Origin of the sequence: Bradyrhizobium sp. SPXBL-04 (assembly GCF_051853035.1) — a bacterium.
Lineage (GTDB): Bacteria > Pseudomonadota > Alphaproteobacteria > Rhizobiales > Xanthobacteraceae > Bradyrhizobium > Bradyrhizobium zhanjiangense.
This window is the reverse complement of sequence record NZ_CP182472.1, coordinates 6,225,420-6,248,162: the sequence shown is the minus strand read 5'-3', so window position 1 is coordinate 6,248,162 and position 22,743 is coordinate 6,225,420. Positions and strand designations below refer to the sequence as shown.

The following is a 22,743-nucleotide window of genomic DNA, read 5'->3' as shown; positions in this document are numbered from 1 at the left end:
CACCGCGCTACGCATTGCGCTGCGCTTCATGCGTGGCGACCCTCCCCCTCCAGGGGAGGGTAAGTGCAGCGTCCCTTTGGCACTCACCCCCGCCTCACGCTCGCCCCACCATCCACTGGCAGTGTCACGCCCGTAATGAAGTTCGCTTCATCTGATGCCAGGAACAGCGCGGCATTGGCGACATCCCATCCGGTGCCCATCTTCTTGCGCAGCGGCACCTTGCTGTCGCGTTCGGCTTCGACTTCGGCGCGGGTCTTGTGCCATTCGCGGGCGCGGGTATCGACCGCCATCGGCGTGTTCATCAGGCCGGGCAGGATGACGTTGGCGCGGATGCCGTATTCGGCGTTCTGGTAGGCGAGCTGTTCGGTGAAGGCGATCATCGCCGACTTCGTCGCCTTGTAGGCGACATAAGGGTAGGTCGTGATCGCGGCCATCGAGGAGATGTTGATGATGGCGCCGCCTCTCTGCGCGCGCATGATCGGGATCACCTCTTTCGCGGCGAGAATGCAGCTCTTCAGGTTGATGGCGACGACGCGGTCGAATGCCTCTTCGGTCAGCTGCAGCAATTCGGCATCGCCGCCGGAGAGACTGACGCCAACATTGTTGTGCAGCACGTCGATCCGGCCCCAGCGCGATTGCGCGTCCGCGACCATCGCTTTGATGTCGGCGGCTTTGGTCACATCGGCCTTAAAGGCTGCGGCCGTGCCCTGCTCCGCGGTGATCATCGCAACCGTTTCCTGCGCCGATTCCAGCTGGTGATCGACGCACAAGACCTTGGCCCCCTCGCGCGCGAAGGTAAGCGCGGTGGCGCGCCCGTTGCCCATGCCCTCGCCGGGGCTCTGGCCGGCGCCGACGACGATCGCAATCTTGTCCTTCAAGCGCATCTCGGTTCACTCCCGGGCTCGGTCTGTTCATTCAGTATTTTCGTGCAGATTAGCAATCGCCCCAATCGGAGAGAAGGGCGCGCCTCTGCGTTCATGTCATTGAGATCACGTGGAATTGCATGTTGCGCCCGGCCCATCGCGCATGGCTGACCCTTTGCGGTTCAGGAACCGTTTTCAGGCAATCGCGTTTGTTGCGGAGCCTTTCCCGCGCTAGGCTCTGTCCCGGGGCTTCCCAACCGCCAGTGGCTCGCCGATGAATCTGTTCGATCCGCAAGGGCCTGTGGCTGCGGCCAACAGCACCATCCTGGTCGATTCCGTCTTCATCATGCTCGTGATCGTGGTGCCGACCATCGTTGCGATCCTCGGCTTCGCGTTCTGGTTTCGCGCGTCCAATCCGAAAGCGCGTTTCCAGCCCGACTTCGTCTATTCCGGCCGCGTCGAGATGGTGGTGTGGGCGATCCCTGCGCTCACCGTCATCCTGCTCGGCGGCGTCGCCTGGATCGGCTCGCACCAGCTCGATCCCGCAGCGCCCGTGCCAGGCACCGGCAGCCCGGTGCGGATCCAGGCCGTCTCGCTCGACTGGAAATGGCTGTTCATCTATCCGGATCAGCGCATCGCCACGGTCAATACGCTGACCGTACCGGCGGGCGCCGAGCTGAATTTCCAGCTGACGTCGTCGAGCGTGATGAACACGTTTTTCATCCCGCAGCTCGGCAGCATGATCTACACCATGAACGGCATGGTGACGAAGCTGAACCTGCGCGCCGACAACGAGGCCAAGCTGCAGGGCCTGTCGGCGCATTTCTCCGGCGACGGCTTCCCCGACATGATGTTCGACGTCAACGTGATCTCGCCGCTCGCCTTTCCGGAGTGGGTGGCGACCACGGCGAAGACGGACGCCGTGCTGAATGCGGACAGTTACACAAAGCTGATGCAGCAAGGCGTCGAGACGGGGCGGCCGACCTATCGGCTCGAAGATCCGCGTCTGTTCGACCTGATCGCGACCCAGCATATTCCGCCGGGTCCTGGACCGGAGCTCGCATCCGAAGCGGGCCGGTCGCACAGTGGAGGCCACGATGCTCGGTAAGCTCGACTGGTCCGCCATTCCGTTCGATCAGCCGATTCCGCTCGTTGCGGGCGCTGTGGTGCTGGTCGCAATCCTGGGCGTGCTGGCCTGGGTCGTGATCAAGGGGCATCTGCCCTATCTCTGGCGCGAATGGATCACCAGCGTCGACCACAAGCGCATCGGGGTCATGTATGTGCTGCTGGCCTCGGTAATGCTGCTGCGCGGCGGCAGCGACGCCATCATGATGCGAATCCAGCAGGCCGTCGCCTACCAGTCGCAAGGCTATCTGCCGCCCGAGCACTACAACCAGATCTTTTCGGCGCACGGCACCATCATGATCTTCTTCGTGGCGATGCCGTTCGTGATCGGGCTGATGAACCTGATCGTGCCGCTCCAGCTCGGCGTGCGCGATGTCGCGTTCCCGACGCTCAATTCCGTCGGCTTCTGGCTGACCGCGACCGGCGCGCTGCTGGTCAATATCTCGCTCGTGGTCGGGGAATTCGCGCGCACCGGCTGGCTCGCCTTTCCGCCGCTCTCGGAATTGTCCTACTCGCCCGGCGTCGGCGTCGATTACTACGCCTGGTCACTCCAGATCTCCGGCGTCGGCACCCTGGTCGCCGGCATCAATCTTGTCACCACCGTGCTGAAGCTGCGCACCAAAGGCATGAACTATCTCCGCATGCCGATGTTCTGCTGGACCACGCTGGCCTCGAATCTCCTCATCGTCGCGGCGTTCCCGATCCTCACCGCCACGCTGGCGATGCTGCTGCTCGACCGCTACCTCGGCTTCCACTTCTTCACCAACGAGGCCGGCGGCAACCTCATGATGTTCATGAATTTGATCTGGGCCTGGGGCCATCCCGAGGTCTACATCCTGGTGCTGCCGGCCTTCGGCATCTTCTCCGAGGTGGTCTCGACCTTCTCCGGCAAGGCACTGTTCGGCTATCGCTCGATGGTGCTGGCCACCATGGCGATCTGCGTCATCTCCTTCATGGTATGGCTGCATCATTTCTTCACGATGGGAGCTGGGCCCGACGTCAACGCCATCTTCGGCATCGCCAGCATGATCATCGCGGTGCCGACGGGGGTGAAGATCTACAATTGGCTGTTCACTATGTATGGCGGCCGCATTCGCTTCGCGACGCCGATGCTGTGGGCGGTCGGCTTCATGGTGACATTCATCGTCGGCGGATTGACGGGCGTCCTACTCGCGGTGCCGCCGGCCGATTTCATGCTTCACAACAGCATGTTCCTGGTGGCGCACTTCCACAACGTCATCATCGGCGGCGTGCTGTTCGGCGCTTTCGCCGGCTTCGAATATTGGTTTCCAAAGGCGTTCGGTTTCCGTCTCGACGAACGCTGGGGCAAGGCTGCGTTCTGGTTCACCTTCCTCGGCTTCTTCATCACCTTCATGCCGCTCTATGTCGCCGGCATGCTCGGCATGACGCGCCGCATGCAGCACTACGATGTCGCGGTCTGGCGGCCCTGGATGCTGGTGGCGGCGGTCGGCATGGCGGTGCTGACGATCGGCGTGATCTGCCAGATCATGCAACTCGTCGTCAGCATCCGCGACCGCGAGGCCCTGCGCGACCGCACCGGCGATCCCTGGGACGGCCGTTCGCTGGAATGGGCGACCTCGTCGCCGCCGCCGGTGTTCAACTTCGCGTTCAATCCCGATGTGCGCGGCGAGGACGCCTATTGGGAGATGAAGGCCCATGCCAAGCAGCAACTGCTCGAGCACGAAGAGCCGGAATATCAGGACATCGAGATGCCCCGGAATTCGCCGACCGGCTTCGTCTGCGCGTTCTTCGCCACCATCATGGGCTTCGCGCTGATCTGGCACATCTGGTGGATGGTGATTTTGGGCGGCCTCGGCGCCTTCGCGACCTTCGTCCTGTTCGCCTGGCGCGACCATGACGAATACGTCATCCCGGCCGATCAGGTCGCCCGCATCGACCGCGTCAATCTGGAGGAACGGCGCAGGCTCGTCAGCATGGCGGGGGCCGTCTGATGTCGATGACCGCGACCGCTGGCCACGCCCATGCCGATCCCCATCACATCGGTGTCGTCATCGAGCATACCGGGCCCGCGCCGAAGCGGATCGTGACCGCCTACGGCTTCTGGATCTTCCTGCTCTCCGACATCGTGATGTTCTCCTGTTTCTTTGCGGCCTACGCCGTGCTGGCCGGCCAGACCGCCGGCGGCCCGAAGGGCTCGGAGATCTTCGACCAGAAGAACGTCGCGATCGAGACGGTCTGCCTGTTGCTGTCGAGCTTCACCTGCGGCATGGCCAGCATTGCCGCCGACGTGCGCAACCGGTTCTGGTTCTATCTCGGCATGGCCGTGACCTGCGTGCTCGGCCTCATATTCCTCACCATCGAGTTCCGCGAATTCGCCGACCTCGTCGCCCGTGGCTATGGCCCGTCGCGTAGCGCGTTCCTGACCGCGTTCTTCTCGCTGGTCGGATGCCATGGCCTCCACGTCTCGGCCGGCGTGTTGTGGCTGCTCACCATGATGGCGCAGGTGTTCGCCAAGGGCTTTCGTGCCGACATCCAGCGGCGGATGATGTGCTTTGCGCTGTTCTGGCACGCGCTCGACATCATCTGGGTCGCCGTGTTTTCCGTGGTTTACCTGCTTGGGAGTGCGCCATGAGCGATCAGACGCATGAGTTGGTCAAACACGACCTCGCGCCCGGCGAGGAAGAGCAACACAGTGTCGGCGTCCGTATCCTCGGTTACGTTGTCGGTCTTGTCCTGGCCCTGCTGCTCACGGCGACGTCGTTCTTCATCGCCGGCACCGATCTGGTCTGGCAGCCGTCCATCCCCGTGGCGCTGATCGTGCTCGCGATCGCACAGATGGGCGTGCATCTCGTTTTCTTCCTGCACATCACCACCGGCCCCGACAATACCAACAACGTGCTGGCGCTCGCCTTCGGCCTCCTGGTCGTCTTCCTGGTGGTCGGCGGCACGGTCTGGATCATGGCGCATCTGAACGCCAACATGCCGCCGATGGACCAGATCATGCAGATGCGGAGTTAGGGCCCCGCCCAAAAAAGAAGAGCCGCTTGTGATGACAAGCGGCCCAAGTCTAGGGAGGAAACGCCCGAGCAAGGCAATCGGACCGAAGTCGGATTGCTGCCAAGGAAACGCTCGCGCAAGGCGCTTGCGTAACCATACAAATGGCGCAACCCCCGATCGAGTTCAATTCCGGATCAATACGGTCTCGGACTACCACTCACGGATGTGTGAAGGAATTTTTCACTTCGGCCGACGGCAGTTGTAGGCCCTGCGGAAGCCGGCGGCCTGCGCGTCATCCTCCGAGCAGAACCAGCGGTCGGGCTTGGTGGTCGCCGGATAGCTCGGGCAGCCCCGCAAATGATAGATGCCGATATTGCCGGTGACGCGTGCGCGCACCGCGAGCTTGCCCTTGATGCTGCAACTCGGCGGCATCGTCAGCTCCTCCGGGAACAGCACGGCGCGGATCTCCTTGTCGCGGTCTGGGCGGCACGCGGCGCCGAGGAGCGCGCCGTCCTTCTTGCCGCCACGGAAATCTTGCGGTGCAACAAAGCAGCCCTTCCAGATCCCGACCGCCGCCGTCTTGGCTTCGGTGGCCGCCGGCTTGACGTTGGCCTTGATCGGCTCGCGCGCGAGGGCAAAGCCGAGCTTGATCAGCTGCTCGTTCAAGCTGGCCTTGTCGCCCTCGGCCGTGCAGATGGCGCGGTGCCGCTTGCCAAAACTCTTTTCCGGTCCGACGTCGTCACAGCGCACCGTCCGTTTGCCGATCAGCTTCGCCAGTTGGTCACGAGCCTCGATGCCGCAGGCCCAGGAATCGGCGTGATCGTCGATGCAGACCTGGTCCAGCTCGGGTGCGTCGACGCCGTCGAGCCGGTAGGTGACGTCGCCGAGCTGGATCGAGTTGCCGTCGCGGACCGTCGCGGCGGCAGTCAGCGCGGAGGCCGGCCCCGACGAGGCCAGAAATCCGGACAAGGCGAAAAACGAAACGAGCGCAAAAGCGCGGGCGGGGGCAAAGAAATTTCGGATGGACATACGATCTCGCTATCGATGGCTCGTGCGCCCTGTTCCTAGCATCCGGATGTGGCGATACCAATGGTCTGCGCCCTGCGAAGTGCGACATTCCGGCCTCGCGGCTTTACTCAGCCATTGCTCTGATCCTATCGTTCGCGGGCCTTGCGGATTGCAGAGGCCGAATCGCCCGGAAGCGGCGAGGGGGAGGACAAGGTTGCAATGAAAGACCCCGTGGACGTCCTGATCATCGGCGCCGGCGCTTCGGGCGCGGCGGTGGCGTGGTCGCTGGCCGAGACCAAGATGCACATTCTCTGCCTTGAGCAGGGCGGCTGGATGAATCCGGCGGAATATCCCAGCACAGGCCGCGACTGGGAGGCCAAGTTCTACGGCGAATGGTCGTCGAGCCCCAACGTTCGCGGCCGGCCCGAGGACTACCCGATCAATGACGACCATTCGCCGATCAAGGTCGTCAACTACAACGCGGTGGGCGGCTCGACGGTGATGTACACCGCGCACTGGCCGCGGCTGCATCCGTCCGATTTCAAGGTGAAGACGCTCGACGGCGTCGCCGACGACTGGCCGATCGACTATGACGCGCTGACTCCGTTCTTCGAGGAGAACGACCGGATGATGGGCACGTCGGGCTTGTCAGGCGATCCGCTTTCGCCGCTGACGCATCCGCCGATGCCGCAGCAGCCGCTCGGATTGTCAGGCGCCATCATCGCCAAGGCCATGAACAGGCGCGGCTGGCACTGGTGGCCGTCCGACACGACGGTCGCGACCATGGATTACGAGGGCCGGGCGCGCTGCATCAATCTCGGCCATTGCACGCCGGCCTGCGCGCAAGGCGCAAAGTCTTCCACCGACATCACCTATTGGCCGCATGCGATCCGCGCCGGCGTCGAGCTGCGCACCCATTGCCGGGTGCGTGAGATCACCACCGACGAGAACGGCATGGCCTCGGGCGTGGTCTATTACGACAAGGACGGCGTCGAGCAGTTTCAGCCCGCGCACGTCGTCATCATCGCCTGCAACGGCGTCGGCACGCCGCGACTGCTGCTGAACTCGGCCTCGGGGCGCTTCCCGAACGGCCTTGCCAATTCGTCCGGCCTCGTCGGCAAGAACCTGATGTTCCATCCCTATGCGCAGATCTACGGCTATGTGAAGGAGCCGACGGATTCCAACCGCGCGCCGCCGACGTGCCTGTGGAGCAAGCAATGGTATGACACGGACCTGTCGCGCGGCTTCGTGCGCGGCTACGGCGTGCAATTCGTGCGCGGGGCAGGGCCGGTGTTCGAGGCCGTCGTCAGCGAGCAGAAGGGCATTCTGCCCTGGGGCGCCGATCACCATCGCGTCTTTCGCAAGCTCAATGGCCATCGGCTGGGTTTCTCCGCGATCTGCGAGGACCTGCCCGAAGAGCACAATCGCGTCACGCTCGATCCCGTGCTGAAGGACAGTCACGGCATTCCCGCGCCGAAGATCGACTATACGATCAGCGAGAACAGCCGGAAGATGATGGAGCATGCGCTGGCCCGCGGCCGCGAGGTTCTCGAAACGGCGGGGGCGGCCGACATCTGCATCAATTCGCCGATTCCGTGGGGCGGCTGGCACCTGCTCGGCACCGCGCGTATGGGCACCGATCCCGAACGCTCGGTCGTCAACGAATGGGGCCGTTCGCACGACGTGAAGAACCTCTTCATCGTCGACGGCAGCATCTTCGTGACCTCGGGTGGGGTGAACCCGACGTCCACCATCCAGGCCCTCGCGCTCTACATCGCCGATCAGATGAAGCAGCGCCTCGCCAATTTGTTCGACTGAGGCGCGTGATGGATGCACCGAACCCGCCACGAACTCGCTGCACCTCTCCCGCGTGCGGGAGAGGTCGACGCGCTCGAAGAGCGCGGCGGGTGAGGGCTCTTTCCTCTGGAGGCGTCTCTTTGCGGAGACACCCTCTCCCCAACCCTCCCCCGCAAGCGGGGGAGGGAGCGCACCGTCACCCTTAGCCGCAACGTTCCGACGCGAGGCCCCAATGACTGATCAGCTCACCCTCACGCCTCGGCAGCGCAAGGACTTGCGCACGATCGCCGCGATGATCATTCCGGCGAGCGAGGAATACCGCGTCCCGGGCGCCGATGACGACATCATCCAGGCCGACATGCTGGCCACGCTCGGCCGCGACACCAAGCTGGTGGTGGCAGCGCTAGATCATCTGGCGCGGCTCGCGGGGATGCCGCTTGCCGATCTCGAGCCTGCCGCGCGCGATGGCGTTGCGCAGGAGTTCCGCAGCTCTGGCGGCGTCGCCGCCGCAACGCTCGTCCGCGTCGTGCTGCAATGCTACTACCGCGACGACCGCGTGCTGGGCTCGCTCGGGCTTGAGCTGCGCGCACCATTCCCCAAGGGCCACGTGCTCCCGGATGGAGACTGGTCGCTGCTCGATCCGGTCAAGGCAAGAGGCGGCTCGCTGAGGCGGGCCCCCTAGCAGCCCAGCTCTGCGCCCCGGTTGGGCCACTTGCGCTGGAGGGAACAGGCCACCATCTGTGTGAGCCTCAAGGACTCTTGCCATGTTGGACTTCACCTCAGATATCGCCGGTGACGCATCGTCATCGCGAACGACGGCGTCTGCCCCGGCCGATGACCGGGCCTTGCTGGATGCCTATTCCAATGCCGTGATCGACGTGACCGATCGCGTCGGCCCGGCGGTCGTGCGGGTCGAGACCGGGCCGAAAGTGCCGAACGGCCGCGAGCGCGGTGGGCTCGGCTCGGGCATCGTGATCTCGCCGGACGGACTCGTCCTCACCAACAGCCATGTGGTCGGCTCCTCCAAGGAGATCCGGCTGCGCGACGTCGAGGGCCATGTCGGCGATGCCCAGGTGCTCGGCGTCGATCCCGACACTGACCTTGCGCTGCTGCGCGCCAATGGCGTGCGCCATTTGCCCTATGCTGCGCTGGGCAATTCCAAGAACCTGCGGCGCGGTCAACTCGTGATTGCGATCGGCAATCCGCTCGGCTTCGAATCGACCGTGACCGCTGGCGTGGTCTCGGCGCTCGGCCGCTCGATCCGTTCGGTTAGCGGGCGCACCATCGAGGACGTGATCCAGACCGATGCCGCGCTCAACCCGGGCAATTCCGGCGGCCCGCTGGTGTCCTCGAATGCCGAGGTGATCGGCATCAACACCGCTATCATCAACGGTGCGCAAGGCATCTGCTTTGCGGTCGCCAGCAACACCGCGCAATTCGTGCTGTCGGAGATCATCCGCCACGGTTACGTCCGCCGCGCCTATATCGGCGTTGCCGGGCAAACCGCGCCGGTCCCGCGGCGGCATGCCGTGCTGGCCGGTGTCGAGAACAAGATGGGCGCGCTCTTGATGCAGATCGAGCCGGACGGCCCGGCCGCGAAAGCGGGCCTGTTGCCCGGCGATGTCGTCGTCAGGCTCGACGGTGTCGAGATCAACGGCGTCGACGACCTGATCCGCGTGCTCGACCGCGACCGCATCGGCCGGCGGCTGGCCATGAACGTATTGCGGCTCGGACGCCTGCGGGCGATCGACATCGACCCGGTCGAGCGCAAGAAGGCGCGCTAGCTGCGGGCCGGTGAGCGAGGTATGACGGGGTCATGCCTCGCTCCCGGAACCTTGCCGCATGATGCCGGCACATGAGACCTACGATGTCGTTGTCATCGGCGCCGGTGCCGGCGGCATGACGGCGGCGGCCGTTGCGGCCGCCGAAGGGCTGCGTGTGCTGGTGATCGAGAAGACCGCCTTCGTCGGCGGCACCACCGCATGGTCCGGCGGCACGGTCTGGATCCCCGCCAATCCCAAGATGAAGGAGGCGGGGCTGTCCGACAGCGTCGCGGACGCCGTGCAGTATCTGTCGAGCACGGTGCCCGAGCCGGCCAATGCCGGCCTGCGCGCCGCCTTCCTCGCGCGCGGACCGGAAGCTATCGCCTATCTCGAAGCCAACACCGAATTGCGGCTCCGGCCGGTGAAAGCCTATCCGGACTATTATCCGGAGCGGCTGGGTGCGACGTCCGGCGGCCGCGTGCTGGAGCCGGTGGCGTTCGACGGCACGCGGCTTGGCAAGGCTTTTGCGCGCTTACGGCCGCCGCTGCCGGAATTCACGCTGTTCGGCGGGATGATGGTCAACGGTCTCGACAATTCGCATCTGCGCCAGGTCGGAAAATCACTGCGATCGACGTTACGCACAGCGCGGCTGGTTTCAGCGTATGCGTGGCAGCGCTTGCGCGCGCCGCGCGGCACCACGGTGCATCTCGGCAATGCGCTCGCCGCGCGGCTGTATGCCTCGCTTCTGGCGCGGCGGGTCGAAATCCTCTTCAGCGCCGATGTCGAGGATTTGTCGATGCAAGGCGATCGCGTGGCCGGTGTGGTGATCCGACACGGCGCCCGCGATCGCCTGATCGCGGCGCGCCGCGGCGTGGTGCTCGCGACCGGCGGCTTCTCGCACGATGCGCGCTTGCGCAAACGGTTCTTCCCGGCCGCTGCCGGTTTTGTTTCGGCCACCAACCCATCAGGGACAGGCGACGGGTTTCGGCTTGCGGCTGCTGCCGGTGCCGCGCTCAACACGGACGCGACCAGCCCGGCCTATTGGGTGCCGGCCTCGTTGTTCCGCCGTGCCGACGGCAGCCGTGGCGTCTTCCCGCACACGGTGACCGATCGCGCCAAGCCCGGTGTGATCGCCGTCAACGCCGCAGGCCGGCGCTTCGTCAACGAGGCGCTGTCCTACCACGAATTCGTGCTCGCCATGCTGCGCGACGGCAATGGCGAGCCGGACCGGCCGTTTTACCTCATCTGCGACCGCGAGTTCCTGTGGAGCTACGGTCTCGGCCGTATCAAGCCGTTCACGCGCAATTATCGGCGCTATGTGGCGAGCGGCGAGTTGATCGAGGCGCCTGACGTTGCGCAGCTCGCGGCGAAGATCGACATCAAACCGTCTACGCTCGCGGCGACGATCGCGGCCTACAATGCCGGTGCGAAAGAGGGCCGCGATCCCGAATTCGGCCGCGGCAGCACCATCTACCAGCGTCATCTCGGCGATGCCGCTCACAAGCCAAATCCTTGCGTCGCGCCAATTATCCGCGCGCCATTCTTCGCGATGCGCATCCATCCGGCCGATCTCGGCACCGCGATCGGAATGAAGGTCGATGCGCAGGCGCGCGTGCTGCGCGCGGATGGCACGCCGATCGTCGGCCTCTATGCCTGCGGCAACGACATGGCCTCGATCATGAACGGCAACTGTCCGGGCCCGGGCATCACGCTGGGGCCAGCGCTGACGTTCGGGTACATCGCGGGGCGGCATTTGGCGGAGGGTGGTGTAGCGTCGATCGCATCAAGCGTTGCCACGACGTCGGTCTAGCCATCTCCACCGCAGTCATGCTCCGCGAAGGCGGGGCATCCAGTACGCCGCGGCTTATGGGCTTAATCACAACTGTCTCGGAGTACTGGATCGCCCGGTCAAGCCTGGCGATGACACCGAGTGTGTGGCGAGCGCATTCCACAATCTCGTCATTGCGAGCGTAGCGAAGCAATCCAGGTTACCTCTGCGGAAAGACTCTGGATTGCTTCGTCGCATCAGCGCAAAATTGCTACGCAATTTTGTCGCGAGCTCCTCGCAATGACGGCGTAGAGACAGCTCGCGCTTCCCGTCATTCCGCAGCCGCCGCAAAGCGGCTGTTCTCCAGTTCCGCCTCCAGCCGTGCTGTCTCGGCCGCCGCCTGCTTGATGTTGGCTTCCTTGACGTGACCGAAGCCGCGGATCGTCTCCGGCACGCGCGCAAGCTGTGCCAGCAGCGGGATCTGCTCGGCCTTCAGTCTCGCAATCCGCTGATCGATCATGCCGAGATAATTCTCGATCAGCTTGCGCTCTGTCTTGCGCTCCTCGGTGCGGCCGAACGGATCGAACGCGGTGCCGCGCAGGAATTTGAGCCTCGCGAGAACGCGGAAAGCGTGGATCATCCAGCCGCCGAACTCCTGCTTCTGGAGCCGGCCCGTCGCGTTATCGCGCTTCGCAAAGATCGGTGGCGCCAGGTGGTATTTCAGCGTGAAGTCGCCGTCGAATTTTTCCGACACCTTCTTGGCAAAGCTCCCGTCGGTATAGAGCCGCGCGACCTCATACTCGTCCTTGTAGGACATCAGCTTGAACAGGTTCTTTGCGACGGCCTGCGTCAGTTCCGTGGAGCGCGGCGAGGCCGCGCTCTCCGCCTTGCGCACCTTGGCGACAGCTGTAAGGTAGCGCTCGGCATAGGCCTTATCCTGATAGCCAGTCAGGAACTCGGCGCGGGTCGCAATGACATCGTCGAGTGACTTCGTCGGCGCGGCCGCTCTGTTCTTGAATTGGAGCACGCTGCGCACCCGCGACATGTCGTGGGCGGCGAGGCGGCCCCAGGTGAAGGCGAGCTTGTTCATCTCGATCGCGGCGCCGTTGATCTCGATGGCGCGGAGCAGGGCCTCCAGCGACAGCGGGATCGCGCCCTTCTGGAAGGCGAAGCCGAGCATGAAGGGATTGGTCGCGATGCTATCGCCCATCAGCGCGGCGGCAATGCCTGTCGCGTCGATGATGTCGAGGTTCTTGTCGCCGATCGCGTCGCGCAGCACGGTTTGCATCGCGCCCATCTCGAAATCGAGATCGGGGTTTTGCACGAAGCTCGCGGTCGGCTGCAGGTCGGCGTTGATATAGGCCCTGGTCACGCCGCGCTCGGCGCGGCTCAGCGCAGTGGGACCGGCTGAGACGATCATGTCGCAGCCGAGGATGACGTCGGCGCCGCCGGTGGTGATGCGGACGGCGGAGATGTCTTCCGGCTTCGGCGCGATGCGGACATGGCTCATCACGGCGCCGTTTTTCTGCGACAGGCCGGTGAAGTCGAGCGCCGAGCAGCCGCGACCATCGACATGAGCGGCCATGCCGAGCAGCGCGCCGATGGTGATGACGCCGGTGCCACCGATGCCGGTGACGAGGATGTTGTAGGGACCGTCCAGCTCGCGCGCCGGCGGTAGCGGCAGGTCGGCGAACAGCTGGCCGGAATCGACCGCTGACGTCTTCACGCGCTTCAGGCTGCCGCCATGCACGGTGACAAAACTCGGGCAAAAGCCCTCGACGCAGGAAAAGTCCTTGTTGCAGTTCGACTGGTCGATCTGACGCTTGCGGCCGAACTCGGTCTCCAGCGGTTGTACCGAGACGCAGTTGGAGGCCTGAGAGCAATCGCCGCAGCCTTCGCAGACGAGCTCGTTGATGAAAGCGCGTTTGGCCGGATCGGGATAGAGCCCGCGCTTGCGGCGGCGGCGCTTTTCGGCGGCGCAGGTCTGGTCGTAGATGATGACCGTGAGACCCTTGATGTCGCGCAGGTCGCGCTGCACGGCGTCGAGCTCGCGGCGATGGTGGATGGTCGCGCCGTGCGGGAAGTAATTTCCTTGCGGATATTTGCTCGGATCGTCCGAAACGATCGCAAGACGCTTGACGCCTTCGGCCCAGACCTGATGCGCGATCTGCGCGACGTTGAAGCTGCCTTCGGCCGGTTGGCCGCCGGTCATGGCGACGGCGTCATTGTAGAGGATCTTGTAGGTGATGTTGATGCCGGCGGCGGAAGCGGCGCGTAGCGCGAGAAGACCTGAGTGGGTATAGGTGCCGTCGCCCAGATTCTGGAAGATGTGCTTCTCGGTGGTGAAGGGCGATTGCCCGATCCAGTTCACACCTTCGGCGCCCATATGCGAGATCAGATCGGTGCGGCGCGTCGGCATGCTCAGGGCCATGCCGTGGCAGCCGATGCCGGCCATGGCGCGGCTTCCTTCGGGCACGCGCGTCGAGGAGTTGTGCGGGCAGCCCGAGCAGAAGAACGGCGTGCGCGCGAGCTTGATTGGCGCGCTGGTGGTGACAGGCTTGTCGAACGCCTCGAGCCGCGCCAGGCGTTGTTCCAGCACCGGGCTGTGATGGCCGAGCTTACGTAAGCGCGCCACCAGCGCAGAGGCGACGATGGTCGGCGTCAGCTCGCCCTCGCTCGGCAGCAGCGGTGCACCGCGCTCGTCGCGCTTGCCCGTGACTGTCGGGCGCCTGGACGCATCGATGTTGTAGAGGATGCGCATGAGCTGGTCTTCGATGAAGCCGCGCTTCTCCTCGACCACGAGGACCTCCTGAAGGCCCTCGGCGAAACGCTTGGCGCCGCTTTCCTCCAGCGGCCAGGTCATCGCGACCTTGTAGATGCGCAGGCCGAGATCCTGCGCGTCCTTGTCGGTGATCCCCAAGTCGGCGAGCGCCTGGCGCAGGTCGAGATAGGCCTTGCCGGTGGCGACGATGCCGAGCCGCGCGGGCTTGGAATCGAGCACGATGCGGTCGAGCTGGTTGGCGCGGGCGAAAGCCTGCACCGCCTCCATTTTCGGGCCGAACAGGCGCTTCTCGGCGTCCAGCGGTGGATCCGGCCAGCGGATGTTGAGGCCGCCGGGCGGCATCTCGAAATCGTCGGGGAGCACGATCTTGATGCGTTCGGGATCGCTGTAGATCGATGCCGAACTCTCCACGGTCTCGCTGATCGCCTTGAAGCCGACCCAGCAGCCGGAGAAGCGCGACAACGCAAAGCCGTAGAGGCCGAGGTCGAGATAATCCTGGAGCGTGGCGGGATTGATCACGGGGATCAGCGCCGCGGCGAACACCTGCTCGCTCTGATGCGCCAGCGTCGAGGACTGGCAGCCGTGGTCGTCGCCGGCCAGCGCCAGCACGCCGCCATTGAGCGAGGTGCCCGCTGCGTTCGCGTGCTTGAGCGCATCGACCGAGCGATCGACGCCCGGCCCCTTGCCGTACCAGATGCCGAACACGCCATCGACCTTGGCGCCGGGAAACAGGCCGACCTGCTGGCTGCCCCAGACGGCGGTCGCGGCCAGATCCTCGTTCAGGCCGGGGACGAAGGCTATGTCATGCTGCTGGAGGAAAGACTTCGCGCGCCACAGCGCGTGGTCGTACATGCCGAGTGGGGAACCGCGATAACCCGAGATGAAGCCGCCGGTGTTGAGGCCCTGGAGCCGGTCGCGTTCGCGCTGCAACATCGGCAAGCGGACCAGGGCCTGGGTGCCGGACAGGAAGATCCGCTTCGATTCGAGCCGGTATTTATCGTCCAGCTCGACCTGCATCAGCGTCATTTCGGAAGTCCTCGGCTCTCGTTGGGCGTGGGGTTTGCGCTGCGGGAAGGATTGCGGCGGCGCGACGCGAATTGTGACAGTCAAAGGCATGCACGGGCGAAGTCAATATCGCTGGCCGCATCCGTGGCGCTCCTGCTAGTCATGGCTGCTTGTGGAGAACACCATGGCTGCAAACGCATTCGACACCGAGATCACTGAGACGGCCGAGGCCCTGATCGGGCCGTGGCGCCGGCCGCGCCAGATGCTGCAAGCGCAAACTTACGACGCGCACGCCTCGATCCATGACGACGCAACCGCACAGAAGCTCGGCTTCAAGGGCGGCACCATCGAGGGGCCCACGCATTTCAGCCAGTTCGCGCCGCTCGGCGAACGGCTGTGGGGACGCGCCTGGTTCGAAACGGGGTGCCTCTCCGCGCATTACCGCAGCGTCTGCTATGAGGGTGAGGAGGTGCAGGCGATCCTGTCGAAGCCGCTGCCTGCTACCCGCCAATGCCAGATCCAGATGGTCAAGCGCGATGGCACCGAGGTGCTGCGCGGCACAGCCTCGGTCGGCGAGCCGCACGCAGCGACCGCGCTCGAAGCACGCCTTGGCGAGCTCAAGCCGCTCGCCGATCCCGTGATCCTGCGCGACGTGAAGGTGGCGCAGACGAGCAGGCGGCAGACGGTGCGGATGGCGTTCGACCAGATCATGGGCGACCTCTATCCGTTCTCTCTCCGGCAGAAGCTCGCCGTGATTACCGAAAACTCGCCGTACTATTCCGGCACCGACAATCCGTGGCGCAAGCCTGTTATCCCGATGGAGATGCTGAGCGTGCTGTTCCAGTACCGCTCCAAGGACGATCCGCTGCCGGCCAAGGGCCCGGCGGTCGGCCTGTTCGCCGATCAGGAGATCAGGCTGGTGCAGGGGCCGCTCTTTGTCGATGAGGACTACGAGGTCGAGCGGGAGGTGGTCGCGCTCTCCGGCAGCCGCCGCACGGAGAGCGCCTGGGCCAAGACGCGTGTGTTCGACAAGGCGGGCACGATGGTAGCGACCATGCTGCTGAACATGGCGACGCTGAAGGAGTCTTATGCGCCGTATGAGGACGAGTATCGGCGGCTGTACGGGGCGGGAGGGTAGGGGGCCGAGCGGTGGCACGGCGCTTGCAGAAGTTCCAGCAACGGGTGTTCTTGCAGGGGCTGGCATCATGCTGAACTCAACCAAACCGACAGGCGGCGTCATCAGCGCCGAGCCTGAGCCGATCAGGCTCGACTGGCCCGCCACCGCGCTTCTCATCATCGACATGCAGCGCGATTTTCTCGAGCCAGGCGGCTTCGGCGAGACGCTCGGCAATGATGTCAGCCAGCTCGGGCGCGCGGTGAAGCCGATCGGCGCGGTGCTGAAGGCCGCGCGCGACACTGGCATGCTGGTGATCCACACCCGGGAGGGCCATCTGCCTGACCTCTCCGACGCGCCGCCGGCGAAAGTCGAGCGCGGTGCGCCGTCGTTGCGCATCGGCGATCCCGGCCCGATGGGGCGCATCCTCATCCGCGGCGAGGCCGGCCACGACATCATTCCCGAGCTCTATCCGCTCGACAGTGAGATCGTGATCGACAAGCCGGGCAAGGGTGCATTCTACGCCACCGAGCTCGGCAACGTCTTGGAGAAATACGGCATCGAGAATTTGCTGGTGTGCGGCGTCACCACGGAAGTCTGCGTCAACACCACCGTGCGTGAGGCCAACGACCGCGGCTATCGCTGCGTCGTCATCTCCGACGGCTGCGCATCCTACTTTCCCGAGTTTCACGAGATGGGCCTGAAGATGATCAAGGCCCAGGGCGGCATCTTCGGCTGGGTCGCTAGCTCGGCCGCAGTCCTGGAGGCGATGAAGGCTTCGACGGCTTAGACGACAGCCAGTCCAGGCCGTTATCGCCTACGGCCGCACCGCGGGCGTCTCGATCGGCAGGCCGCGCCCTCGCGACATCAGATAAAGCTCGAGCGCGACAAGCTCGGGCGAACCGTAATCATAAGCCTGAGCGCGCACCCCGGTCATGCAGCTGCGCAACCGCCGCTCCAGCGACCCCAGCGTCTGCCATTCCAGGCGGTAGAGCGGATAGCCGGTCGGCTGTCCCTGCGTGATCGGCGCGCCGGCAAGACGTTTGTCGAAATTGTCGTCATGGCAATTGGCGCAGGCGAGATTGAGCTGGCCCTCGCGCTGCATGAAGAGGTCGCGGCCCTGTTCGATGAAGGGTTTTACCTGCGGATCATCGCCAGCGGTGATCGGAACGCCGCGCGATTGATGGGCGACGAAGGCGGACAACGCCAGCAGGTCGCGGCTCTCATAGGGCAGCGGCGTCGCCTGCTGGTGATTGCCGCGACAGAGGTTGATGCGCTGGTCGAGCGTGACGGGACGGCCGAGCGCCTTGTCGAAAGCCGGATAGCGCGCCGCGACACCCTTCATGCTGCTACGTGCATCGCCATGGCAATCTGCGCAGGATTTCTCTGCACTGCCGGTGTTCTTTCCCCACAGTGCCTGACCGTCGAGCACGAACAGCATGCCCGGATTGGACGTATCATCATCCTGCATCGCGCGCGTGTCGGGTCCCATGAAGGAATAGCCGGAGCGGCGCGCCTCGGGCGGGATTTCACCTGCGAGGAGGGCAGGGACCGTGGCGGTCAGCGCCGCCACCGCTATCGCGCGCCAAGACTTCATTCGACGATGATCGATGCCGATGCGGTGGACGAATAGCCGTTGTCGCCGATCCATTCGAACTCGAACTTGCCGCTCTTCTTGGCCACAGTGAAGAAGGACAAATATGGATTCGCGGCGATCGCCGGAAACAGATCGGCGCGAAAGATCTCGGCGCCGTTGTAGCGGCAGCTGAAGCTCGTGATGATGTCGCGCGGCACCAGCTTGCCGTCCGCGGTGTGGCGGAAGCCGGTCTCCATGATGTGCGAGGTCAGCGTGCGGATCTCGATGATCTCGCCGCGTTTGGCCTTTGCGGGAACGTTGATGAGGGCGGCCATCAGTTGATCTCCTCGGTGCAGGCGGCCAACGTCACGACGACGTCGGCGACGACCTGCCAGAAGCTGTCGTCGGACAGGCGCGCGATCGCCACCACCTTCTGGCTGTCGGCGAGCCGGATCCGGGTCGAGACCTGGGCCCGGCCGGACGAAGGGCCGAGATGGAAATTGCCGATGTTCGGCTGCGGGTTCTTCTCGTTGAAGACGTGGATGGTCTTGACGTAATCGTCCGCCGTCATCGGGCTTGCGACGCTCACCGTCATCGGCACCGTGTTGCCGTTCTCGACCAGCGGCGGGATGTCGAGCTTGACTTTGCCCGTGCGAATTTGCGCCTCACCGACGATATTGCGGATCGCGGTGGTGAGCATCGCGGGTGTCGCCTCGACCGGCCGCAGCGTCACGATCGGGATCGCGCCGGCGGCCGTCACGCTGCCGGCAAGGCTCAAGAATTGGCGTCGCGTGGTCGGCATGATCAGTCCTAGTCCCGAAGCGTTGCAAGAAAGGCCACGATGTCCTCGATCTCCGCAGCCGATAATATCGGCTTGCCGGCGAAACTGCGTCCAACACGCACGAGGTCATCCTTGCGATAGTAGGACGGCATGATGGTCTGCGGGTTGAAGTGCGACGCATCGACCAGCCGAAGCCGTAACTGGCTCGCCGTCCAGCGGTTCCCGGCACCGGTGAGATCGGGCGCAAGATCACCTTGGAAACGCGTTTCTGGGAAGGGACCGGAATGGCAGAGGATGCAAGTCGTCGTGCGCGCCAGCATCAGCGCGCGTCCGCGCGCGGCATCGCCCGGCGAGCCCGTGAGGGAAGCCGGAATGCCATCGCCGACGATTTTGTAAGGCACTAGGTCTTCGGCAGTCGCACCACCCGCAAGTGTAAGATTTGCCGCGACCAGCGCAGCGACAATCAATCGGTTGTGTGACGAGAAATCTAGCCGCGAGCTCCACTTACCTCTCCCGCTTGCGGGAGAGGTCGCGCCGAGGGCGCGGGTGAGGGCTCTTTCCTCTTGGGGGTTCTCGATTGTGTAGAAACCCTCTCCCCAGCCCTCCCCCGCAGGCGGGGGAGGGAGCGCACCGGATTGGTGGTGACAGCTTCGTCTCACCATTGCATTAGCCAAAACAATCCGCCGTAATGGTTTGAAACCAGTGCTCCGCCTCGGCTGCCTCGCGGGTGCGCAGCTCGCGCGGGGCATCGACCGGGCTGGTCGCGCCGCCTTCGACCTCGGCGAAGATGTCGCCTTTCGGCTGGTAGTTGCCGGCAAGCGAAAAGCCATAGCCAGGTGCGACGGTGGTGTAGCAGACGCCCGTCAGCCGCGGCGCTTCCGGCGTGCGGCCCGCGAGCAAAGCGATGATCGCGGCGGCGCAAGCCTTGCCTTGCGCGCTTGCAGCGGAAGCCGATTTGGGAATGCCGCCGCCGAGGCAGGCGTCGCCGATGACGTGGATGTCTTTGACGAGCTTCGATTCGAAAGTGACAGGATCAATCGGGCACCAGCCGGTGGCATCCGCAGCGCCTGCGATCTCGGCAATGCGCCCGGCGCGCTGCGGCGGAATGACGTTGGCAACGTCAGGCGTGTAGTTGCCGAACTCGGTGACGATGGTCTTGCTCGCCGCATCGACCGAGGTGACGCGGCCGCCTTGCGACAGCGCGACGCGCTCGATCATGTCGCCGTAGAGCTCTTTCCAAGCTCTCTCGAATAGCCGCTGCTGGGAGAAGGCGTCCTTGGCATCGAGGATCAGGACTTTCGAGCGTGGCTTCGTGGTCTTGAGATAATGCGCGATCAGGCTGGCGCGCTCGTAAGGTGCCGGCGGGCAACGCGAGGGATTGGCCGGGATCGCAATCGCGACCGTGCCACCGTCCGCCATCGCCTCCAACTGCCTGCGCAGCAGCAGTGTCTGCGGACCAGCTTTCCAGGCGTGGGGCATCTTTTCCGACGCAGCGTCGTCGTAGCCGGGCAGAGCCTCGACATGGAAGTCGATACCGGGCGAGAGCACGAGACGGTCATAACCAAGCGCTTCGCCATCGGCGGCCGTCACGCTGCGCTTTTGCGTGTCGATGGTCGTCGCAGCCTGAGCGACGACGCTGATGCCCTCGGCGGCGAGCTTATCGTAACCGAACTGCTGCGCTTCCATATCGCGCAGGCCCGCGATTACCTCGTTGCTGAAGGGGCAGGAGATGAAAGTCCTGTTCGGCTCGATCAGGGTAATCTGCAATTTCGCGTCAGCGCGCTTGAGTGCGCGGGCGCAAGTCGCGCCGCCAAAGCCGCCGCCGACCACGACAATGCGGCCCGCCGATTGCGCGCGCAGGATCGAAGGTGCGGCGAGCGATGTGGCCGCGGCGGTGATGCCGAGGATGGCATTCCGCCGTGTCACCGACGCGTTCATGAGTCTTGTCCGGAAAAATGCTGCGGCTGCCATTGTGGCAGCCGCAGCGCTCTCTTAAGCGAAGGTGATGTTCTGGTCGCGCAGCGGCACCGAGCGGATGCGCTTGCCCGTCGCCGCGAAGTAGGCGTTGAGCACCGCGGGCGCCGCGACGCCGATGGTCGGCTCGCCGACGCCGCCCCAGAACCCGCCGCTCGGCACCATCACCGTTTCCACTTTCGGCATCTCGTTGATACGCATCGAGTTGTAGGTGTCGAAGTTGGTTTGCTCGATCTTGCCATCCTTGACGGTGCAGCCGCCGTAGAACAGCGCGGAGAGGCCATAGACGAAGGAGCCCGCGATCTGCCGCTCCACCTGCGCCGGATTGACGATATAGCCGGGATCGGTGGAGGCGACGATGCGATGCACCTTGATCTTGCTGCCGTCGGTCACCGAGATTTCGGCCGCGCCGGCGACGTAGCTGCCATAACCCATGACCTGGGCGATGCCGCGATAGACGCCCTGCGGTGCCGGCGTGGTCCAGCCGATCTTCTCGGCGACGGCATTGAGCACCGCGAGGTGCTTGGGGTGATTGCCCATCAGCTTGCGGCGGAATTCGAGCGGGTCCTGGCCAGCGGCCTGGGCCAGCTCGTCCATGAAGCATTCCATGTAGATCGCGTTGTGATTGACGTTAACGCCGCGCCAGAAGCCGGGCGGAACGTGCGGGTTGCACATCGCATGCTCGATCAACAGGTTCGGCACTGAATAGCCGAACGCGGCCTCGCCGGATTGGGCGACGCCCTGGAATGCGGCCGGATCCATGCCGTTCTGCAGCGCTTCGGGGCGCAGCGAGAACAGGATCGACTGCCCGGACAGGCGGTAGTGCAGCGCGACCAGATTGTTGTTGGCGTCGAACGCGCCGGTCATCTTGCACTGGGTGATCGGATGATACCGGCCGTGCGCCATGTCCTCTTCGCGCGACCACAACAGCTTGATCGGTGTGCCCGGCATTTGCTTGGCGATCATGACCGCCTGACGGACATAGTCGGTCTGGCCGCGCCGGCCGAAGCCGCCGCCGAGCATCACTTTGTGCACGTCGCACTTTTCCGCCGGCAAGCCCGACGCCTCCAGCACCGCCGCGAAGGCCGCCTCGCCATTCTGCGTGCCGCACCAGACCTCACATTTGTCCGCCGTGTAGAGCGCGGTGGCGTTCATCGGCTCCATCGTGGCGTGGTTCTGGTAGGGATAGCTGTAGATTGCCTCGATCTTCTTGGCGGCACTGGCGATCGCGGCCTTCGCGTCGCCGTTCTTGTTGCCGACATAGGCCGGCTGTGCGTCGTCGAGGCCTTCAGTCAGCCATTTCGCAATCGACTCGCTGGAGACCTTGGCGTTGTCGCCCTCATCCCAGACGATCGGCAGCGCCTCCAGCGCGGTCTTGGCGTGCCACCAAGTGTCGGCAACGACGGCGACCGCGGTGTCCCCGACCTTGACGACCTTCTTGACGCCCTTCATGCCGGAGATCTTGGACTCGTCAAAACTCTTCAGCTTGCCGCCGAACACCGGGCAGTCCTTGATCGCGGCGTTGAGCATGCCCGGCAGCTTGACGTCGATGCCGTAGGTCATGGCGCCGGTGGTCTTGTCGGCGGTGTCGAGCCGGTTCACGCCCTTGCCGATCAGCTTCCAGTCCTTCGGATCCTTCAGCTTGACGTCCGCCGGCGGCGTCAGCTTCGCCGCAGCCTCGGCGACCTTGCCGTAGGTCGTGGTCCTGCCCGAGGGCGCATGGGTGATGACGCTGTTCGCGGCCGTGCATTCGGATGCCGGCACTTTCCACGCATCGGCGGCGGCGTGGATCAGCATCACGCGCGCGGTGGCGCCGCCCTTGCGGACATAGTCCTGCGAGGAGCGGATGCCGCGGCTGCCGCCGGTCGAGAAATCGCCCCAGACACGCTTGCGGGCGACGCTCTGGCCGGGCGTTGGATATTCGGTCGTGACCTTGGTCCAGTCGCATTCGAGCTCCTCGGCGACGAGCTGGGCGAGGCCGGTCAGCGAGCCCTGGCCCATCTCGGAGCGGGCGATGCGGATCACGATGGTGTCGTCGGGCCGGACCACGACCCAGGCGCCGACCTCGGGCGAGCCGTCGGCGGCGCGGACCACGGCGGGGCCGCCGAAAGGAAGGTCGAAGCCGATTGCGAGACCGGCACCGACCGCGGCCGTGCCGATGACGAAGGCGCGGCGGTTGAGCCGCGGCGAAACATGCTTGTTCATGTG

The 22,743-nt window shown here is 64.8% G+C and carries 19 protein-coding genes; 10 read left to right on the top strand and 9 right to left on the bottom strand.

The features are described 5' to 3' along the window. Positions 1–83 precede the first annotated feature (83 nt). Positions 84–884, bottom strand: coding sequence for an SDR family NAD(P)-dependent oxidoreductase (locus ACNJX8_RS29585; RefSeq protein ID WP_439357641.1), 801 nt, complete (start codon positions 882–884; stop codon positions 84–86). Positions 885–1,137: 253 nt separating this feature from the next. Here ACNJX8_RS29585 and ACNJX8_RS29580 point away from each other — a divergent pair, with 253 nt between their 5' ends. Genes ACNJX8_RS29580 through cyoD form a run of 4 tightly spaced genes read left to right on the top strand, consistent with a single transcriptional unit; the run spans position 1,138 to position 4,988 of the window. Then, positions 1,138–1,971 (top strand): cytochrome ubiquinol oxidase subunit II, encoded by an 834-nt coding sequence (locus ACNJX8_RS29580; RefSeq protein WP_439357640.1) that lies wholly within the window; start codon positions 1,138–1,140, stop codon positions 1,969–1,971. Further along, entirely contained in the window at positions 1,961–3,961 is a 2,001-nt protein-coding gene (gene cyoB / locus ACNJX8_RS29575) for a cytochrome o ubiquinol oxidase subunit I (RefSeq protein WP_439357639.1), read from the top strand. Before ACNJX8_RS29580 ends, cyoB begins: the two co-directional genes overlap by 11 nt. Next, on the top strand, positions 3,961–4,602 hold the full coding sequence (locus ACNJX8_RS29570) for a cytochrome (ubi)quinol oxidase subunit III (protein ID WP_128944015.1): 642 nt from the start codon (positions 3,961–3,963) through the stop codon (positions 4,600–4,602). Before cyoB ends, ACNJX8_RS29570 begins: the two co-directional genes overlap by 1 nt. Further along, entirely contained in the window at positions 4,599–4,988 is a 390-nt protein-coding gene (cyoD, locus tag ACNJX8_RS29565) for a cytochrome o ubiquinol oxidase subunit IV (RefSeq protein WP_128935249.1), read from the top strand. The genes ACNJX8_RS29570 and cyoD overlap by 4 nt, the downstream gene beginning before the upstream one ends. A 219-nt stretch (positions 4,989–5,207) precedes the next feature. On the opposite strand, the gene ACNJX8_RS29560 is transcribed toward cyoD, so the two are convergent. Beyond that, on the bottom strand, positions 5,208–5,996 hold the full coding sequence (locus tag ACNJX8_RS29560; protein WP_439357638.1) for a thermonuclease family protein: 789 nt from the start codon (positions 5,994–5,996) through the stop codon (positions 5,208–5,210). A 198-nt stretch (positions 5,997–6,194) separates the two neighbouring features. On the opposite strand from ACNJX8_RS29560, the gene ACNJX8_RS29555 reads away from it, so the two are divergent. The 4 genes from ACNJX8_RS29555 to ACNJX8_RS29540 all read left to right on the top strand — a co-directional run bounded on the left by ACNJX8_RS29555 (position 6,195) and on the right by ACNJX8_RS29540 (position 11,345). Then, positions 6,195–7,793, top strand: a complete 1,599-nt coding sequence (locus tag ACNJX8_RS29555; protein ID WP_439357637.1) for a GMC family oxidoreductase — start codon at positions 6,195–6,197, stop codon at positions 7,791–7,793. Between the two features lie 211 nt (positions 7,794–8,004). Beyond that, the gene (locus ACNJX8_RS29550; protein ID WP_128944011.1) at positions 8,005–8,454 is read left to right on the top strand and encodes a hypothetical protein; all 450 of its coding nucleotides are present in this window, start codon (positions 8,005–8,007) and stop codon (positions 8,452–8,454) included. 82 nt (positions 8,455–8,536) lie between these two features. Then, the gene (locus ACNJX8_RS29545; RefSeq protein WP_439357636.1) at positions 8,537–9,556 is read left to right on the top strand and encodes a S1C family serine protease; all 1,020 of its coding nucleotides are present in this window, start codon (positions 8,537–8,539) and stop codon (positions 9,554–9,556) included. 58 nt (positions 9,557–9,614) lie between these two features. Further along, positions 9,615–11,345, top strand: a complete 1,731-nt coding sequence (locus ACNJX8_RS29540) for an FAD-dependent oxidoreductase (protein ID WP_439357635.1) — start codon at positions 9,615–9,617, stop codon at positions 11,343–11,345. 289 nt (positions 11,346–11,634) lie between these two features. Here the strand turns inward: ACNJX8_RS29540 and ACNJX8_RS29535 are convergent, their stop codons facing one another. After that, positions 11,635–15,111, bottom strand: a complete 3,477-nt coding sequence (locus tag ACNJX8_RS29535) for an indolepyruvate ferredoxin oxidoreductase family protein (RefSeq protein WP_439357634.1) — start codon at positions 15,109–15,111, stop codon at positions 11,635–11,637. 163 nt (positions 15,112–15,274) lie between these two features. On the opposite strand from ACNJX8_RS29535, the gene ACNJX8_RS29530 reads away from it, so the two are divergent. Together ACNJX8_RS29530 and ACNJX8_RS29525 are read left to right on the top strand one after the other, a co-directional pair. Then, positions 15,275–16,228 carry a hypothetical protein gene (locus tag ACNJX8_RS29530; RefSeq protein ID WP_439357633.1) on the top strand — a complete coding sequence of 318 codons (954 nt, stop codon included), beginning with the start codon at positions 15,275–15,277 and terminating at the stop codon, positions 16,226–16,228. A gap of 67 nt (positions 16,229–16,295) precedes the next feature. Then, positions 16,296–16,994, top strand: a complete 699-nt coding sequence (locus ACNJX8_RS29525; protein ID WP_128944006.1) for a cysteine hydrolase family protein — start codon at positions 16,296–16,298, stop codon at positions 16,992–16,994. 27 nt (positions 16,995–17,021) lie between these two features. Here ACNJX8_RS29525 and soxA read toward each other — a convergent pair whose 3' ends face one another. The 6 genes from soxA to ACNJX8_RS29495 form a co-directional block, all read right to left on the bottom strand. Continuing rightward, positions 17,022–17,801, bottom strand: a complete 780-nt coding sequence (soxA, locus tag ACNJX8_RS29520; RefSeq protein ID WP_439357632.1) for a sulfur oxidation c-type cytochrome SoxA — start codon at positions 17,799–17,801, stop codon at positions 17,022–17,024. Then, complete coding sequence (gene soxZ / locus ACNJX8_RS29515; RefSeq protein WP_439357631.1) at positions 17,798–18,115, bottom strand: thiosulfate oxidation carrier complex protein SoxZ; 318 nt, start codon at positions 18,113–18,115, stop codon at positions 17,798–17,800. Before soxZ ends, soxA begins: the two co-directional genes overlap by 4 nt. Further along, positions 18,115–18,582, bottom strand: coding sequence for a SoxY-related AACIE arm protein (locus ACNJX8_RS29510; RefSeq protein WP_439357630.1), 468 nt, complete (start codon positions 18,580–18,582; stop codon positions 18,115–18,117). The genes soxZ and ACNJX8_RS29510 overlap by 1 nt, the downstream gene beginning before the upstream one ends. Positions 18,583–18,590: 8 nt before the next feature. Next, positions 18,591–19,028 carry a sulfur oxidation c-type cytochrome SoxX gene (gene soxX / locus ACNJX8_RS29505; protein ID WP_439357629.1) on the bottom strand — a complete coding sequence of 146 codons (438 nt, stop codon included), beginning with the start codon at positions 19,026–19,028 and terminating at the stop codon, positions 18,591–18,593. Positions 19,029–19,227: 199 nt separating this feature from the next. Further along, positions 19,228–20,499 (bottom strand): FCSD flavin-binding domain-containing protein, encoded by a 1,272-nt coding sequence (locus tag ACNJX8_RS29500; protein ID WP_439357628.1) that lies wholly within the window; start codon positions 20,497–20,499, stop codon positions 19,228–19,230. Between the two features lie 54 nt (positions 20,500–20,553). Then, positions 20,554–22,740, bottom strand: a complete 2,187-nt coding sequence (locus ACNJX8_RS29495) for a molybdopterin cofactor-binding domain-containing protein (protein WP_439357627.1) — start codon at positions 22,738–22,740, stop codon at positions 20,554–20,556. Between the last annotated feature and the right edge of the window lie 3 nt (positions 22,741–22,743).

Coding starts and splice junctions, on each gene's coding strand:
- ACNJX8_RS29585 (WP_439357641.1), bottom strand. CDS start 884: ATGCGCTTGAAGGACAAGATTGCGATCGTCGTCGGCGCCGGCCAGAGC.
- ACNJX8_RS29580 (WP_439357640.1), top strand. CDS start 1,138: ATGAATCTGTTCGATCCGCAAGGGCCTGTGGCTGCGGCCAACAGCACC.
- cyoB (WP_439357639.1), top strand. CDS start 1,961: ATGCTCGGTAAGCTCGACTGGTCCGCCATTCCGTTCGATCAGCCGATT.
- ACNJX8_RS29570 (WP_128944015.1), top strand. CDS start 3,961: ATGTCGATGACCGCGACCGCTGGCCACGCCCATGCCGATCCCCATCAC.
- cyoD (WP_128935249.1), top strand. CDS start 4,599: ATGAGCGATCAGACGCATGAGTTGGTCAAACACGACCTCGCGCCCGGC.
- ACNJX8_RS29560 (WP_439357638.1), bottom strand. CDS start 5,996: ATGTCCATCCGAAATTTCTTTGCCCCCGCCCGCGCTTTTGCGCTCGTT.
- ACNJX8_RS29555 (WP_439357637.1), top strand. CDS start 6,195: ATGAAAGACCCCGTGGACGTCCTGATCATCGGCGCCGGCGCTTCGGGC.
- ACNJX8_RS29550 (WP_128944011.1), top strand. CDS start 8,005: ATGACTGATCAGCTCACCCTCACGCCTCGGCAGCGCAAGGACTTGCGC.
- ACNJX8_RS29545 (WP_439357636.1), top strand. CDS start 8,537: ATGTTGGACTTCACCTCAGATATCGCCGGTGACGCATCGTCATCGCGA.
- ACNJX8_RS29540 (WP_439357635.1), top strand. CDS start 9,615: ATGATGCCGGCACATGAGACCTACGATGTCGTTGTCATCGGCGCCGGT.
- ACNJX8_RS29535 (WP_439357634.1), bottom strand. CDS start 15,111: ATGACGCTGATGCAGGTCGAGCTGGACGATAAATACCGGCTCGAATCG.
- ACNJX8_RS29530 (WP_439357633.1), top strand. CDS start 15,275: ATGGCTGCAAACGCATTCGACACCGAGATCACTGAGACGGCCGAGGCC.
- ACNJX8_RS29525 (WP_128944006.1), top strand. CDS start 16,296: ATGCTGAACTCAACCAAACCGACAGGCGGCGTCATCAGCGCCGAGCCT.
- soxA (WP_439357632.1), bottom strand. CDS start 17,801: ATGAAGTCTTGGCGCGCGATAGCGGTGGCGGCGCTGACCGCCACGGTC.
- soxZ (WP_439357631.1), bottom strand. CDS start 18,115: ATGGCCGCCCTCATCAACGTTCCCGCAAAGGCCAAACGCGGCGAGATC.
- ACNJX8_RS29510 (WP_439357630.1), bottom strand. CDS start 18,582: ATGCCGACCACGCGACGCCAATTCTTGAGCCTTGCCGGCAGCGTGACG.
- ACNJX8_RS29500 (WP_439357628.1), bottom strand. CDS start 20,499: ATGAACGCGTCGGTGACACGGCGGAATGCCATCCTCGGCATCACCGCC.
- ACNJX8_RS29495 (WP_439357627.1), bottom strand. CDS start 22,740: ATGAACAAGCATGTTTCGCCGCGGCTCAACCGCCGCGCCTTCGTCATC.